This window comes from Burkholderia sp. BDU5 (genome assembly GCF_001522845.1).
In the GTDB taxonomy this organism is placed as follows: Bacteria; Pseudomonadota; Gammaproteobacteria; order Burkholderiales; family Burkholderiaceae; genus Burkholderia; species Burkholderia mayonis.
This window is the reverse complement of sequence record NZ_LOWC01000101.1, coordinates 14,177-28,247: the sequence shown is the minus strand read 5'-3', so window position 1 is coordinate 28,247 and position 14,071 is coordinate 14,177. Positions and strand designations below refer to the sequence as shown.

General features: G+C 68.8%; 13 protein-coding genes. 9 read left to right on the top strand and 4 right to left on the bottom strand.

The window, feature by feature from the left end:
- Nucleotides 1-133: 133 nt before the first annotated feature.
- Nucleotides 134-1,873, bottom strand: a complete 1,740-nt coding sequence (locus WS69_RS15580) for a ClcB-like voltage-gated chloride channel protein (RefSeq protein ID WP_059471629.1) — start codon at nucleotides 1,871-1,873, stop codon at nucleotides 134-136.
- Nucleotides 1,874-1,973: 100 nt separating this feature from the next.
- Nucleotides 1,974-3,041 carry a YeiH family protein gene (locus tag WS69_RS15575; protein WP_059471628.1) on the bottom strand — a complete coding sequence of 356 codons (1,068 nt, stop codon included), beginning with the start codon at nucleotides 3,039-3,041 and terminating at the stop codon, nucleotides 1,974-1,976.
- A 114-nt stretch (nucleotides 3,042-3,155) separates the two neighbouring features.
- Here WS69_RS15575 and WS69_RS15570 point away from each other — a divergent pair, with 114 nt between their 5' ends.
- A complete protein-coding gene (locus tag WS69_RS15570) occupies nucleotides 3,156-4,058 on the top strand; it encodes a LysR family transcriptional regulator (RefSeq protein ID WP_059471627.1) in 903 nt (300 codons plus the stop codon).
- A gap of 16 nt (nucleotides 4,059-4,074) precedes the next feature.
- Here WS69_RS15570 and WS69_RS15565 read toward each other — a convergent pair whose 3' ends face one another.
- On the bottom strand, nucleotides 4,075-4,413 hold the full coding sequence (locus WS69_RS15565) for an SdpI family protein (RefSeq protein WP_059471626.1): 339 nt from the start codon (nucleotides 4,411-4,413) through the stop codon (nucleotides 4,075-4,077).
- Between the two features lie 281 nt (nucleotides 4,414-4,694).
- Here WS69_RS15565 and WS69_RS15560 point away from each other — a divergent pair, with 281 nt between their 5' ends.
- The 8 genes from WS69_RS15560 to WS69_RS15515 all read left to right on the top strand — a co-directional run bounded on the left by WS69_RS15560 (nucleotide 4,695) and on the right by WS69_RS15515 (nucleotide 13,391).
- Nucleotides 4,695-5,459: a TIM barrel protein gene (locus tag WS69_RS15560; RefSeq protein ID WP_059471625.1), complete on the top strand. Its 765-nt coding sequence runs from the start codon at nucleotides 4,695-4,697 to the stop codon at nucleotides 5,457-5,459.
- Between the two features lie 82 nt (nucleotides 5,460-5,541).
- Complete coding sequence (locus tag WS69_RS15555) at nucleotides 5,542-6,531, top strand: sugar kinase (protein ID WP_059471624.1); 990 nt, start codon at nucleotides 5,542-5,544, stop codon at nucleotides 6,529-6,531.
- 84 nt (nucleotides 6,532-6,615) lie between these two features.
- Nucleotides 6,616-7,893, top strand: a complete 1,278-nt coding sequence (locus WS69_RS15550; RefSeq protein WP_059471623.1) for an MFS transporter — start codon at nucleotides 6,616-6,618, stop codon at nucleotides 7,891-7,893.
- 4 nt (nucleotides 7,894-7,897) lie between these two features.
- Entirely contained in the window at nucleotides 7,898-8,875 is a 978-nt protein-coding gene (locus tag WS69_RS15545; protein ID WP_059471622.1) for a 2-hydroxyacid dehydrogenase, read from the top strand.
- A 634-nt stretch (nucleotides 8,876-9,509) separates the two neighbouring features.
- A complete protein-coding gene (locus tag WS69_RS15535; protein WP_059471620.1) occupies nucleotides 9,510-10,553 on the top strand; it encodes a LacI family DNA-binding transcriptional regulator in 1,044 nt (347 codons plus the stop codon).
- A gap of 52 nt (nucleotides 10,554-10,605) precedes the next feature.
- Entirely contained in the window at nucleotides 10,606-11,394 is a 789-nt protein-coding gene (locus WS69_RS15530) for a YhfC family intramembrane metalloprotease (RefSeq protein ID WP_059471619.1), read from the top strand.
- 14 nt (nucleotides 11,395-11,408) lie between these two features.
- Nucleotides 11,409-11,771, top strand: a complete 363-nt coding sequence (locus WS69_RS15525) for a DUF3022 domain-containing protein (RefSeq protein ID WP_059471669.1) — start codon at nucleotides 11,409-11,411, stop codon at nucleotides 11,769-11,771.
- Nucleotides 11,772-12,377: 606 nt separating this feature from the next.
- Nucleotides 12,378-13,391: an extracellular catalytic domain type 2 short-chain-length polyhydroxyalkanoate depolymerase gene (locus WS69_RS15515; protein WP_059471617.1), complete on the top strand. Its 1,014-nt coding sequence runs from the start codon at nucleotides 12,378-12,380 to the stop codon at nucleotides 13,389-13,391.
- A gap of 185 nt (nucleotides 13,392-13,576) precedes the next feature.
- Here the strand turns inward: WS69_RS15515 and WS69_RS15510 are convergent, their stop codons facing one another.
- On the bottom strand, nucleotides 13,577-14,011 hold the full coding sequence (locus tag WS69_RS15510; RefSeq protein WP_059471668.1) for a PGDYG domain-containing protein: 435 nt from the start codon (nucleotides 14,009-14,011) through the stop codon (nucleotides 13,577-13,579).
- Between the last annotated feature and the right edge of the window lie 60 nt (nucleotides 14,012-14,071).

Sequence of the window (14,071 nt, the reverse complement as noted above, 5' to 3'; positions counted from 1 at the left end):
TCGATTCGCCGCCGCGCTTCTTCGCTTGTTTCAGCCGTTTTTTCAGTCGATTTCCGCGCGATCCCGGGGCGCGCCAAGCCGCGCGCCGGCAGCCGGCTCAGCGGGCGTTCGAACGCCCGCTGCCCGCGAGCGATCAGCGCTCGAGATCCATGTTCATCCGACGATACGCGTCGAGGAGCGACGTCTTGTAGACGACGCCCGCGAGCGTCGGATCGTCCTCGCGCTCGACGACGGGCAGCCGCTCGCCCTGGAACTGCATGAAGTGCTCGAGCGCGGCGCCGATCGGCATGTCCGGCGTGAGCAGCGGAAACGGCGTGTGCAGGTAGTTCGCCGCACGCTTGTGCGTCGTGTCGCGCTTCTCGAGCAGATCGGACGTGATGTCCTTCAGCGCGACCGCGCCGCGGAAGCGCCCGGCGTCGTCCGTCACGTACAGATACTTGACCGGATATTCGAGGAACACGCGCGTCATGTCCGCGACGCTCGCCGTGAGCGGCACGACGGTCGCGGCGGGCTGGATCAGGTCGCGCATCTGCGCGGTGCGCAGGCGCATCCGCGCCTCGTCGTCGCGATGCCGGCGCAGCGTGATCTCGTACATCGACGTCTTGCCGATCGCGCGCGCCGCGAAGTACGCGACGACGCACGACATCATCAGCGGCAGCACGACCTGGTAGCTCAACGTCATCTCGAAGATCATCAGGATCGCCATCAACGGCGCCTGCGTTGCGCCCGCGAGAAACGCGCCCATGCCGACCATCGCGTACGCGTACCACGCGGACACGTGCCCGGGCATCAGCGCATGCAGCGCGATGCCGAACAGCGAGCCGACCACCGCGCCGACGAAGAGCGTCGGCGTGAAGATCCCGCCGACCGCGCCGGAGCCTGCCGTCGCCGCGGTCGCGATCAGCTTGAAGACGAGTACCGCGACGAGCGCCTGCCAGGTCCACGGCGAATGCAGGATCGCGTTGACGACGCTGTAGCCGTTGCCCCAGACGTCGGGCACCCACACCGAGATCACGCCGACGAAGAGGCCGCCTAGCGCGAGCCGCACCGGCAGCGGCACGGGCAGGCGCTTGAATTGCGTCTTCGACAGATCGAGGAGGCGCAGGAACTGCGGCGCGGCCGCGCCGCAAATCAGGCCCAGCGCGACGAAGAGCAGCACTTCCCAGCCGGCGACGGCCGGAAACACCGGCATCTCGTAAGGCGGCTTGTAGCCGGCGAACTCGCGCATCACGATGTTCGCGACGACCGACGCGACGACGACGGGCCCGAAGCTCTCCATCGCGATCGAGCCGAGCACGATCTCGCAGACGAAGAACGCGCCCGCGATCGGCGCGTTGTATGCGGACGTGATCCCCGCTGCCGCGCCGCATGCGACGAGGAGGCGCAGCCGCGGCGGATCGAAATGCGCGAAGCGGCCGACGAGCGACGCGGCGAGCGCGGCCAGTTGCACCATCGGCCCTTCGCGGCCGATCGAGCCGCCGCTGCCGATCGTGAGCAGCGACGACGCGCTGCGCCACAGGCTCTGTCGCACCGGCACGATGCCGTCGCCAAGCGCGACGGCTTCCATGTAGTCGGTCTTGCTTTCCTTGCGCGCGCCGCGCTGCGCGACGAGCAGCACGCAGCCCGCGAGGAAGCCGCCCGCGGCCGGCAGCCAGAAGCGGATCTGCCAAGGCAGGCGCTTCGCCATTTCGGTGAAGCTGCCGCTCGTGCCGGAAACTGCGCGCTGGATCAGCTCGATCCCTTCGCGGAACGCGACCGTCGCGAGCGCGCCGCCGATGCCGACGATCACTGACCAGACGAGCATCGTGTGCGCGTCGGACAGGCGAAACAGCGTTTGTGCGCGGGTGCGCAGCTTGAGCAGGAACGAGAGCACGACGGAAGTAGTTCTGCGGATGAAATCGAGCGGAAGAATAGCATCGCGCCGCGTGCGCGGGGCGGACGCGGCGCGGCGGTGCGAAGACGAGGACGGCCGTTCAGCCAAGCCAGCGCTCCGTCGCCCAGACGATCGCATAGCCGCCGAAGGTTAGCCATGCGTACAGAATGAGGCCCGTCGCGAGCGCACGGGGGCCGGCCGCGCGGATCTGCGACATCCGCGTCTCGATGCCGAGCGCCGTCATCGCCATCGTCAGCGCGAACGTGTCGAGCGCGTTGAGCGTGCCGATCGCGGCGGCGGGGAGCATTTGCAGCGAATTCACGATGACGAAGCCGAGGAAGCCGAGCGCGAACCACGGCACCGCGAGCTTGCGCGGCGCGCCGTGACCGGCCGCCGACCGGCGCGCCGAGCGGGCGAGCCACGCGCCCAGCACGAGCAGCACCGGGACGAGCAGCATCACGCGGGTCATCTTGACGATCGTCGCGACGCGCGTGACTTCCGGGCCGACGTCGCTCGCCGCGCCGACCACCTGCGCGACCTCGTGAATCGTGCCGCCGAAGAAGAGGCCGAGGCCCGTCGCGTCGAGGTGCAGCCAGCCGGCGCGGTAGGCGAGCGGGTACGCGAACATCGACAGCGTGCCGAACAGCACGACGCTGCCGACCGCCATCGCGCTCTGGTGCGGCTTCGAGCGCAGCGTCGATTCGAACGCGAGCACGGCGGCCGCGCCGCAGATCGCGCTGCCGGCGGCGGTCAGGAGCGCGGCGTCGCGATCGAGCTTCATCAGCTTGATGCCGGCCCAGGTGCCGACGGCGAGCGTGCTCACGACGACGAGCGCCGATACCGTGAGCCCCGGCAGGCCGACTTGCGCGATTTCCTGCAGGCTCACGCGCAATCCGAAGAACGCCACGGCGATCCGCAGCAGCTTGCGCGCCGAGAAGTCGACGCCGGCCGCCCAGCTCGCGGGCATCCCGTCGCGCAGCAGGTTGCCGTACAGCGCGCCCGCGACGATTCCGACGATGAGCGGGCTCAAGCCGAAATGCGCGATCGCGGGCATCTGCGCGACGCTCGTGACGGCGAGCGCGAAGAGGCCGACGAACAGGATGCCGTTGAGCCGTCCGCGCATCGACGGTGCGGCGGCGCTGAGTTGGGGGGAGGTGAGCGTGGACATGGCGTCGTTCGATTCGTTTTCCGTGACAACGGGCCTAATCCTAATTTGGTTATATCGATATGAAAAATCGTCATTTGTAACGTAAAATATCCAAAAATCCGATATTTTAGAGTGATGACCCCTGATCAACTGATAACGTTTGCCGTAGTCGCCGAGCGCCGGAACATCAGCCGCGCGGCGCTCGCGCTCCATTTGTCGCAGCCGGCGGTGTCCGGCCAGCTGCGCCAGCTACAGGACGAGTTCGGCGAGCCGCTGTACCAGCGCGACGGGCGCGGCGTGCGTCTCACGCCGGTCGGCGAGGCGCTCGCACGGCATGCGGCGCAACTGCGCGACGCGTACGCGCAGGCGCGCGCGTATCGCGACGCGGTGCGCGGGCTCGAGCGCGGCACGCTGCGGATCGGCGCGAGCACGACGCCGGCGAGCTACCTGCTGCCGTACCTGCTCGCCGCGTTTCACCCGCTCGCGCCCGACGTCGCGATCCAGACGATGAGCGGCAACACGTCGGACGTCGTCGCGTCGCTCGCGTCGCTCGATATCGCGCTCGTCGAAGGCCCGCCCGGAGACGCGCTGCCGGCCGGCACGACCGTTCACGAGTGGCGCGAGGACGAGATCGTCGCGATCGTGCCGGCGTTGCATCCGCTCGCCGTGCGTCGAGCGCGAGGCCGTCCGCGTGCGACGCTCGACGAGCTCGCCGCGTATCCGCTCGTGCTGCGCGAAGCGGGCTCGGGCGTGCGGCAGCTCGTCGAGCGCGCGTTCGCACGCGCGGCGACGCCGCTCACGGTCGCGTTCGAGATCGCGGGCGTCGAGGCGGTGAAGGAGGCGGTGCGTGCAGGAATGGGCATCGGCTTCGTGTCCGCGATGTCGCTCCGGCACGACGACGCGGCGCTCGCGATGGTGTCGATCGCGCCCGAGCCGCTCACGCGCCATTTCTCGATCCTCGTGCCGCACGGCGCGACGCCGTCGCGCGTCGCCGCGCGCTTTCTCGAGCTGTGCGTCGCGCAGGCCGATCCGGCTTGATGCGGGCGGCGGCCGGTTAACGACGGCCGCGGTCGGGGTGGTCGCCCGGCGGCCCGGGTGAAATGAAGCAGAGGCCGGCTGGTATGGCGATTTCGGCGACGAACGCAGCCAGCAGCACGGCGTTCGGCACGCGCGCGCCGCGCAGGCGGCAATACCCGATGACGATGATGAATACGGTGCTCGTGAGCATCAGCGCGAGGCCGAAGATCCAGTTGCGGCGATACCAGAGCGCGGCGTCCCGCAGCGTCGCGCGCGTCCTGACGCCGTAGAAGCGGTTGGGGCCGATCCGCTTCGCCGCGAGCGGGACGGCGAGGAGAAAGAAGAGTGCGCTCGCAAGCAGGTACGGGACGAGCATGCCGTTTGCTCCTGTGGGATGGGCGGGACGAACCGCCAGGGACGTCCGCTGGCGCAGAACAATCGGTTTTCGTCCGCATCCCGGCGATATGCCATCGGCTATTGTGCACCGGCGGCGCTTAGTTCGCGTGCGTCAACGCTGCGGGTTCACCGGAGGCCGTGCCTAGGGATTTCCTCTATGGTTCGCTTCGAACGCTCGGCGCACTATTCGTCCATTGGCGAATGGAACCGGTTCCAAGCAGTTCCGACAACATCCGATCGCAGAGGAGAGACGAGCAAAGCATGGTCGACATCGTGATCGTCGCGAGCGCCTTCGGCGCGGACGCGGTGCGCCGCGCGGGCCATCGCGCATTCGTCGCCGCGGCGGCGGACGCCGGCGCGGCGGGTTTCGAGGTGCGGCGCGAGCTGTTCGCGTCGGACGACGACGCGGCGACGCCCGCGCTCGCGCAGCTTGGCTGCGCGCTCGCCGCGGCCGGGCTGTGGTCGGTGTACTCGACGCCCGCGACGCTCTACGCGGACGACGGCGGCCTGAACCGCGACGCGCTCGCCGCGACGCTCGCGGAAGCCGACGCGCTCGGCGCGCGCTTCGTCAAATTCCAGCTGGGCGGTTTCGCCGCGCACGCGCACGCGGCCGAGATCGCCGCCGCGACGCTTGGCGCGCGTGCCCGCGTGCTCGTCGAGAACGGCCAGATGCGGCAGGGCGGCGCGCTCGCGCAGTTCACGTCGCTGTTCGCCGCGCTGCGCGACGAAGCGTTCCCGGCGCTCATCGGCATGACGTTCGACATCGGCAACTGGCTATGGGCGGGCGAAGCGCCGCTCGCCGCCGCGCGCGCGCTGGCGGAACACGTCGCATACATCCATTGCAAGGCGGTCGGCGGCGAGGGCGCACGCCGCTTCGCGATCGCGCCGCCGCCGCACGACCGCTTCTGCGACGACGCGCTCGCGCTGCTGCCGCGCATGGCGCCGCGCGGAATCGAATTTCCGCTCGACGCGGCGCGCGTGGCCGACGATGCGACGACGCGCGTCGCGTGGCTGAAGGCCGCATGAAACCCACCCACTCGTGCCCGGCTCGGCCAAGCTTTGCGCTTGCGCCGGCTCCGGGCCGCTGACCGAAGGAGTAAGCCAACCCATGCCAGCCCCGCTCGACGTCGTCACCTATGGCGAAGCGATGGCGATGTTCGTCGCGGCCGAGCCCGGTCCGCTCGACAGCGCGACGCAATTCACGAAGCGTATCGCGGGCGCCGATCTGAACGTCGCGATCGGCCTCGCGCGCCTCAGCTTTCGCGTCGGCTGGATCAGCCGCGTCGGCGCCGATTCGTTCGGCCGCTACGTGCTCGACACGCTCGCGCGCGAGCGCGTCGACGCGTCGTGCGTGACGGTCGATGCGCGCTATCCGACGGGCTTCCAGCTGAAGTCGCGCGCGACCGGCGGTGCGGATCCCGCAGTCGAATATTTCCGCAAGGGCTCGGCCGCGAGCCGACTGTCGCTCGACGACTACGCGTCCGACTACGTGCTCGGCGCGCGGCACCTGCACCTGACGGGCGTCGCGCCCGCGCTGTCCGAATCGTCGCGCGAGCTCGCGTTCCACCTCGCGCGCGCGATGCGCGCGGCGGGCAAGACGGTATCATTCGATCCGAACCTGCGGCCGACGCTGTGGCCGTCGCCGGAAGCGATGGCGCGCACGCTGAACGCGCTCGCCGAGCATGCGGACTGGGTGCTGCCGGGGCTCGCCGAAGGACGGCAGTTGACAGGGCTCGACACGCCCGCCGAGATCGCGCGCTTCTACCTCGAGCGGGGCGCGCGCGGCGTGGTGATCAAGCTCGGCGCGGCGGGCGCGTATTTCCGCACGGCCGACGGGCGCGAGGGGACGGTCGCGGCCGAGCGCGTCGAACACGTCGTCGACACGGTCGGCGCGGGCGACGGCTTCGCGGTCGGCGTCGTGAGCGCGCTGCTCGAAGGCCGCGCGATCGAAGACGCGGTCGCGCGCGGCAACCGGATCGGCGCGCTCGCGATCCAGGTGATCGGCGATTCGGAAGGATTGCCGACGCGCGAGCAGCTCGATCGAATCGAAAACCTGAGCAATGCGCCGGATCGGCTAGAGGCGCCGCTCGCCCGATAAGCCGCCCGTCCCGACGCAGGACGGGCACAATCGCGGCGAACCGCGCGTTTCATACGGCGCCGCTCGAAACAGGAGACTCACATCATGCCCGCAACGCTCGCGCTTCGCCGCTGGTGGACGATCATGCCGATCGTCTTCATCACGTACAGCCTCGCGTATCTCGACCGCGCGAACTACGGCTTCGCCGCCGCGGCCGGGATCAACCAGGATCTCGGCATCAGCAAGGGGCTGTCGTCGCTGATCGGCGCGCTGTTCTTCCTCGGCTACTTCTTCTTCCAGATCCCGGGCGCGATCTATGCGGAGCGGCGCAGCGTGAAGACGCTCGTGTTCTGGAGCCTCGTGCTGTGGGGCGGCTGCGCGGCGCTCACGGGCGTCGTCAGCAACATCCCGTCGCTGATGGCGATCCGCTTCCTGCTCGGCGTCGTCGAGGCTGCGGTGATGCCCGCGATGCTGGTCTTCATCAGCAACTGGTTCACGAAGCGCGAGCGCTCGCGCGCGAACACGTTCCTGATCCTCGGCAATCCGGTCACGGTGCTGTGGATGTCGGTTGTGTCGGGCTACCTCGTCCACGAATTCGGCTGGCGGCACATGTTCATCGCCGAAGGGCTGCCCGCCGTCGTGTGGGCCGTCTGCTGGTGGTTCCTCGTGCAGGACAAGCCCGCGCAGGCGAAGTGGCTCACCGATCAGGAAAAGCGCGATCTCGACGCCGCGCTCGCCGCCGAGCAGGCGGCGCTCAAGCCGGTGCGCAACTATCGCGAGGCGTTTCGCTCGCCCGCCGTCGTCAAACTGTGCGCGCAGTACTTCTGCTGGAGCATCGGCGTGTACGGCTTCGTGCTGTGGCTGCCGTCGATCGTGAAGAACGGCTCGGCGCTCGGCATGGTCGAAACGGGGTGGCTCTCCGCGCTGCCGTATCTCGCGGCGACGATCGCGATGCTCGCCGCATCGTGGGCGTCCGACAAGCTCGGCTCGCGCAAGGGCTTCGTGTGGCCGTTCCTGCTGATCGGCGCGGCCGCGTTCGCCGCGTCGTACGCGCTCGGCTCGACGCACTTCTGGATATCGTACGCACTCCTCGTCATCGCGGGCGCGGCGATGTATGCGCCGTACGGGCCGTTCTTCGCGATCGTGCCGGAGCTGTTGCCGAAGAACGTCGCGGGCGGCGCGATGGCGCTCATCAACAGCATGGGCGCGCTCGGCTCGTTTGTCGGCTCGTACGTCGTCGGCTATCTGAACGGCGCGACGGGCTCGCCCGTCGCGTCCTATGCTTTCATGAGCGCCGCGCTCGTCGCGGCCGTCGTGCTCACGCTGTCCGTGAAGCAGGCGGGCGAGACGCCGCCGCTCGCTCATCCGTTGCAAGGAAAATGAATCGATGAAGCATCGCATCGTCGTCTACAAGCCGCTCCCTGACGACGTGCTCGCGACCCTGCGCGAGCGCGCCGAGGTGACCGTCGTCGACGGCGCCGACGCGCTCGCGCGCGCGCTCGACGCCGCCGACGGCGCGCTCGGCGCGAGTCTCAGAATCACGCCCGAGCTGCTCGATCGCGCGCCGCGCCTGCGCGCGTGGTCGACGATCTCGGTCGGCTTCGACAACTTCGACGTCGCCGATCTGACGCGTCGCGGGATCGTGCTTGCGCACACGCCCGACGTGCTGACCGAAGCGACGGCCGATACCGTGTTCGCGCTGATCCTCGCGAGCGCGCGGCGCGTCGTCGAGCTCGCTGAATACGTGAAGGCGGGGCAGTGGCGGCAGAGCATCGGCGAGTCGTTGTACGGCGCCGACGTGAACGGCAAGACGCTCGGCATCGTCGGGCTCGGGCGCATCGGCGCGGCGGTCGCGCGCCGCGCGGCGCTCGGCTTCCGGATGCAGGTGCTGTACACGAACCGCAGCGCGAATCCGATGGCGGAAGCGCAATTCGGCGCGCGCCGCGTCGAATTGGACGAGCTGCTCGCAACCGCCGATTTCGTATGCCTGCAAGTGCCGCTTTCGCCGGACACGCGGCATCTGATCGGCGCGCGCGAATTCGCAAAGATGAAGAAGAGCGCGATCCTCGTGAACGCGTCGCGCGGGCCCGTCGTCGACGAAGCCGCGCTGATCGACGCGTTGCGTGCGGGCACGATCCGCGCGGCGGGGCTCGACGTGTTCGAGCGCGAGCCGCTCGCCGCGGATTCGCCGCTGTTGTCGATGAAAAACGTCGTCGCGCTGCCGCACATCGGCTCGGCGACGCGCGAGACGCGCCATGCGATGGCGCGCTGCGCGGCGGAGAACCTGATCGCGGCGCTCGACGGCACGCTTGCGTGCAACGTCGTCAACCGCGACGTGCTGAAGCGAGCACAATCGGCGTCTTGAGCGCCGAGCGGATCGCGCGCGGCATGCACGCCCCGCGCGCGATGGCGAAGTACGGGGGCGAGCGGTATGGACTCGAATACGCGAGGCGGTGCGTTTGGCGGACATCCATGCGCTTTGCGGATCGATCCGCCGGATCGCATGCGGCGCGGCGATGGCGGGCGCGACGTCGGACGCGGCCCGCTTCGCGGCGGGATCGGATCTGAGATTCGGCCGCCGAATCGTCGGCAGTCCGACAGCTTGCGGGCTTGCCCGTGAACGCAGGCTTCGATGCGGAGAACGCGATGATGCGCGACGCAGCGATCTTTCTTTCGATTTGCGCGTTGCAACGGCGGCGGCAATGCGCTGCCGTTGCGCGACGCGCATCCGGCATGCGCGCCGCTTCATCTGCCGCACGGCGCGCCGCGCGCCCCTCCACGCTAGAGGAGGCCGTCTTGGTACGGCCCGATCGCCTGCGTTATGATCGCCCGCTAATCGTCGCGGAGCCGTCGCGGCAAGATGGGCGCTCGTGCGCCGTCCGTAGCTTTGCCGGGCCGGAATCGGCCGACAGGAGACATCGTCAGTTGGCCTTTTCATCCAACAACAATGACCCGCCCGTTCACGAGGCGGCGCGGGCCGCTCGTCACGAGGCGCCACTGTGAGCGAATCCCGAACTCAACCGTCGCGTCCCGCGACGATCAGCGACGTCGCCCGCGAGGCGGGCACTGGCAAGACCAGCGTGTCGCGCTATCTGAACGGCGAGACGAACGTGCTGTCCGCCGACCTGCGCAAGCGCATCGAGGATGCGATCGCGCGCCTGAACTACCGTCCGAACCAGATGGCGCGCGGCCTGAAGCGCGGCCGCAACCGGCTCCTCGGCCTGCTTGCCGCGGACCTGACGAATCCCTATACGGTCGAAGTGCTGCGCGGCGTCGAAGCCGCGTGCCATGCGCTCGGCTACATGCCGCTCATCTGCCACGCGGCGAACGAGCTCGAGATGGAGCGGCGCTATCTACAGTTGCTCACCACCTACCGCGTCGAAGGCATGATCGTCAACGCGCTCGGCGCCGACGAGAACGCGCTGAAGTCGCTGCAGGGCGGCGGCATCCCGACCGTGCTCGTCGACCGCAACGTCGAAGGCTTCGAGGCCGACATGATCGGCCTCGACAACACGGCCGCGATCGAGATGGGCTTGCAGCACCTGTTTGCGCAGGGCTTCCAGTCGATTCATTTCGTCGTGCAGCCTTTCGAGCATGTCAGCTCGCGGCGGCTGCGCGAGGCGGCGTTTCGCGCGAAGATCGCCGCGTCGGGGCGCACCCTGCATCCGACGATCGTGCTTGAACCGAAGAACCCGGATTCGACGCAGCGCGCGCTCGCGGCGCTCGACGCGCGCATCGACGCGGCTGCGGGCGAGCCGGTGCGGCCGGCGATCTTCGCGGCGAATGCGCCAGTGGCGCTCGCGATCGCGCGGCATCTGCACGCGCGACTCGGGGACGCGTGGCAGAAGCGAGTCGCGCTGATCGCGATCGACGATCCCGACTGGGCGGAGCTGATCGGCGTGACGACGATCCGCCAGCCGACTTATGACATCGGCTATCGCGCGGTCGAATTCGTCCACGAGCGGATCGACGGCGGCACGGGCGACTTCCACGAAGCGCTGCTGCCCGGCGAGCTTCGCGTGCGCGCATCGACCGCAAGCTGAGTATCATTCGGGGCACGCACCGCACCGGTGCGGGTTCCGAACAAGGATTGTCATGACCGTTGCTCCCGTCACGCTGGCGGCGCTCGTCATCGCCACGCTCGTCGTGGCGTTGCTGCCGATCGGCCTCTATCGACTCCTCCGCAAGCCGATGGCGCTCGACCGGCGCGACGCGATCGTCGGCGTCGCCGTCTACATGCTGTTCGCGACGCTGCTCGAACGCGGTCTCTACGCGGTGCTGCTCAGCCAGCCATCGGCCGTGCTGTGGCTGTCGAAGCCCGTCACGTTCGCGGTGTTCGGCACCGTCGTCGCCGCGCTCTTCGAGGAGATCGGCCGCTATCTCGGGCTGCGCTTTCTCGCGAGGCGCTACGGCGCGTCGGACGGCGACGCCCGTGGCCTCTCCAACGGGATCGGCCACGGCGGCGCGCAGGCATGGTTCGTCGGCGTCGTCGTGCTCGCGCAGTGGGTCTATCTCGCGTGGCTCGCGAACCGCGGCGAGCTGAACGCGCAGCTCTCGACGATGCCCGCCGACCTCGCGCTGCGCATCCAGGTGATGCTCGCGACGATGTCGCCGGCGTTGGTCGCGGTGTCGGCGCTCGAGCGCGTCGCCGCGTTCGTCGTCCAGGTCGCGCTTTCCGTGCTGATGTGGCGCGGCATTCGCGCGGGCAAGCGCTGGATCCTGCCGGCGATGGTCGTGTTGCATCCGATCATCGATCTGCCGTCGATCCTGTATAACGGTGGCGGCGTGCCATTCGAATGGATGGTCGCGCTGTATCTGCTGCTGACGGCGGGCTTCGCCGGCGCGCTGATGAAACAGTGCCGGCCCGCGCGCGCCGCACGCTGAACCGAGACGCGACGATGGACGATTATCAATACGACTGCGCGAGCGCCGAATTCGACGAGCTCGCGCGCGTGATCTGCGATCTCTTTCCCGAGCAGACGCACTTTGCCGAACGCACCGACGAAGCGGGGCGTTTCCTTGCCGTGCACTGGCTTGCGATGCGTTTCGGCGCGACGCCGCGCAAGATGACGCTCGACGTGCGCTTCGCGCCCACCGCGCTGCGGCGCTATCTCGCGTTCAAGCCGATGCAGCGCGCACGCAGCCATGCGGTGCTGCGCGCATACGTGGAGGCGATGCTCGGCACGCTCGAGGAGCGGCACGCGGCGGGCGAGGCGGTGCCGCGCGAGACGACGCTCGAATTGGGCGACGAGTTCGCGTGACGGGCGGCGCGCGTTCGCGATCGCCACGCTGACGATCGGTCGCGACGCGCCGGCAGTCCGGCGATCGGCCGGCGCCGACATGCGTCGTCAAGGGCATGGCCTCGATCCCGCCTGCCGGATGTGCGGGCGAGAGCTTCCACGAGCCTTTCGTTTCACGTCGTGGCGAATGGCCCCTCCCACCGGCCGGATCGGCGTCCTGCTCGAGCGCGATTCGACGACGGCCTGCCTTCCCCGCGCGGAACGGCTTCGTCCTGCTTGCGACGTGCACGCGTTTTCAGGCGAGCGTGCGCGACACGCATCGGTTCCGCGGTGCGATGCATCCGCGCACGACGTTTTTCTCGGATTGCCTTGCCCTTCGATGGTTGGCCTCGCATCGGGATCGTTGCGAAGGTCGGCACCTTTCAACGCGATCGCATCGGTTCGCGCCGAAAAAAAAACGTCGCGCCGATTTGAAACCGGATCCGCACGGGCGCCGCGCTTGTCGACGACGCGGCGGCGCGGTCAAGATGCCGGCATCGCGTCTCGATGTGCCGAGCGGTTTCGCCAACCGGCCGATCGACCCCGAACGCATTCGACGGCCGATCGGCATGACAAAAGGGGAAGTTCATGCAGATACGTCACGTTGCGTCGCGTGCGATGCTCGCCGCCGCGCTCCCAATCATGCTCGCGGTCGTTGCGTCCTCGAACGTGCGAGCTTCGCCGACGTTGCCCGCGCTGCGTGCGGACTCGCATCAGGTGTCGGTGTCCGGGCTGTCGTCGGGCGCGTACATGGCGGTCCAGTACCAGGTCGCGTATTCGGCATCGGTGATCGGCGCGGGCGTGATCGCGGGCGGTCCGTATTATTGCGCGAAGGGCGAACTGGTCAATGCGAAGCCCTGCATGCAGGGCATGCCGGATTCGAAGCAATTGCTGATCAAGGCGCGGGATTTCGCCGCGAGCGGTCTGATCGATCCGCTCGCGAATCTGCAGCACGCGAAGGTCTATCTCTTCAGCGGCACGAAGGATGCGGTCGTGGGTCAGCCCGTCGTCGACGCGACGTGGTCGTTCTTCTGGCAAGCCGGCGTACCCGCGACGAATCTCGCTTACGTCGTCGATGTGCCGGCCGGGCATGCGTTCGTCACGCCGTCGTCGGGCGACGTATGCAGCGCGAATGCCGCGCCGTACATCAATCATTGCACCGTCGCGCAGGCGGGCTACGATCAGGCTGGGGCGCTCCTTAAGACGATCTACGGGCCGCTTTCGCCGCCCGTCGAGCAGCCGACGGGACGCGCGATCACGTTCGACCAGCGCGAGTTCGCGCCGGTGTCGAGCGGGCTCGCGAGGGACGGCTACGCATACGTGCCGCGCGCGTGCGACGCGAGCGCGGGCTGCAAGGTCCACGTGGTGTTTCACGGCTGCCTGCAATCGGCGGACGTCGTGCGCGACATGACTACGTACCGGAACTGGGCCGATGCGAACAAAATCGTCATGTTGTATCCGCAGGTGGCGGCCGACTTGCCCGCCAATCCCCAGGGATGCTGGGACTGGTTTGCGTATACCGGGCAGAACTACGCGCTGAAATCGGGCGCGCAGATGCGCGCAGTGCGGAAGATGATCGAGCGGGTGACGTCGGTGCCCTGACGCGGGAACGTGGTCGCGCAAGAGCGCGGCAAGAGCACGGGCGGGCGGCGGACGGCGGTGGACCCCGCGCGTGCAACGGGGCGCGCGGGCTTCGTTCGCCGCTCACCGACCGCCGCGCGGACGTACGATCGGCGCGCGGATGCAAGACCGGTACACGGGTGAACGGCGCGCCGCGCGCGCAGGCGTCAGTCCGCCTCGCGGTACACCTGCGCGAAGCGCTTCGCCTGCACGACGCCGTAGTCGCCCGGCGCGTACTGCATCACCCAGTCGCCCGCGTCGCCGCGCAGCGTGTCGCCGCCCGCCGAACGCGCGATCGAGAACGGCGCGTCCATCCGCTTCGCGAGCACGACGGCCGGGCGGTTGCGGTAGCCGCCCGGCTCGCCGTGCACGAGTTCTTCGGCGGCGGGCACGTACTTCGCGTCGAAGCGCTCGCGCGACACCACCCAGCGGTCGCCCGTCGAACCGGTGACGAGCGCGTCTCCCGCCGCATAGCGGTTCGGGCCTTCGAGGCTCATCAATTCGCCCGGCTGCGCGGCGAATTCGACCTGGACCGTTTCGTCCTTGACGACGCGCAACGCGCCGGGATCATTGCGGAGGTCGACGTTTTTCAGTTCGATCATGTCGATTTTCGTCAATAAAGGCGCATCACTTTAGCGCGAATCCGGACGCGCGTGAACGCC